Source organism: Candidatus Symbiopectobacterium sp. NZEC135 (assembly GCF_025962695.1).
In genome coordinates this window covers 1-1,003 of record NZ_JAGFPF010000720.1, presented here as the reverse complement: position 1 = coordinate 1,003, position 1,003 = coordinate 1, and the positions used below count along the sequence as shown (strand labels likewise).

Annotated in this window: 2 protein-coding genes; one reads left to right on the top strand and one right to left on the bottom strand. The window is 52.8% G+C overall.

All coding sequences use genetic code 11. The features are described from left to right. Positions 1-214 precede the first annotated feature (214 nt). Positions 215-601, top strand: coding sequence for a hypothetical protein (locus J5224_RS29975; protein ID WP_264628700.1), 387 nt, complete (start codon positions 215-217; stop codon positions 599-601). A gap of 168 nt (positions 602-769) precedes the next feature. Here J5224_RS29975 and yajD read toward each other — a convergent pair. Then, positions 770-1,003: HNH nuclease YajD (gene yajD / locus J5224_RS29970; RefSeq protein ID WP_264628699.1), on the bottom strand; the 234-nt coding region annotated here is incomplete at its 5' end.

Below are 1,003 nucleotides of genomic sequence, written 5' to 3'. Positions count from 1 at the left end.
GCGGGAGATACCACGGGAGATACCACGGGAGACGCCGCGGGAGACGCCGCGGGAGATACCACGGGAGACACCACGGGAGACGCCGCGGGAAATACCACGGGAGACGCCACGGGAGGTACCACGGGAGACACCAACCCCATCAGGGGGGCCTGAATGGCCAGAACCACCCGTCTCAACGCCAGAAGGAGCTCCATGTTTAGAGTGTGAAGATTTAGTGCCAGGAGCAATCCCTCCTGTTGACGATGAAGCTTTTGAGGATGAAGACAGGGCAGTAAACCCTAAAGGGGCGCCGGAATGGCCAGAAGGGCCAAAACCACCTGTTGTAACGCCTGAAGGCGATCCATGTTTAGAGTGTGGAGACCTAGTGCCAGGAGCAAACCCTAACGATGACGTAGAACCGATTAATAGACAGCCTGATATTTATGTTTATCCACCCAGCCCTGATGGTATACCACTCAAAGCAAGCCCTGCTAAGCTGGAGCGTCATACATTAGTTGATGAAGCCGTGAATTCCGAAGGGTTTGTGATTGTTGAACCCTCGGGAACAAAAAGGGATTCGTCAGACAAGCAATATGGTTTTGAGTTTGTCGACGCCTCTTAACGTGTGGTGGCATCTGACCTGACCACCACCGCAGGGCTATAAGTAACGTGCAAGCGGCGTTCGCTAGGTGGCAGTGATGTCGATGCTATTGGAAATAGGCAATCCCTTGAGGTCTGCGTTTGTCAGGGCTGCGTCAGCAGCCCATGCCAGAAGCAGAGAGTGCTGATATTATTTCTTGTTAAGCATCGACTTCAAATCGGCAAACGGATTATAGGTGGCAGCCGCAACGTCTTTTTGCGCATCCTCTCCCGCCACAACGGTTGTGCCGTATTGGTCAGCCTCAGTGTACTTCGAGTGTTCATGATCATGGCAATACAGACACAGCAACTCCCAGTTGCTGCCATCTTCCGGGTTATTGGTATGGTCATGATCGATATGATGCACCGTTAATTCGCGCAGGTT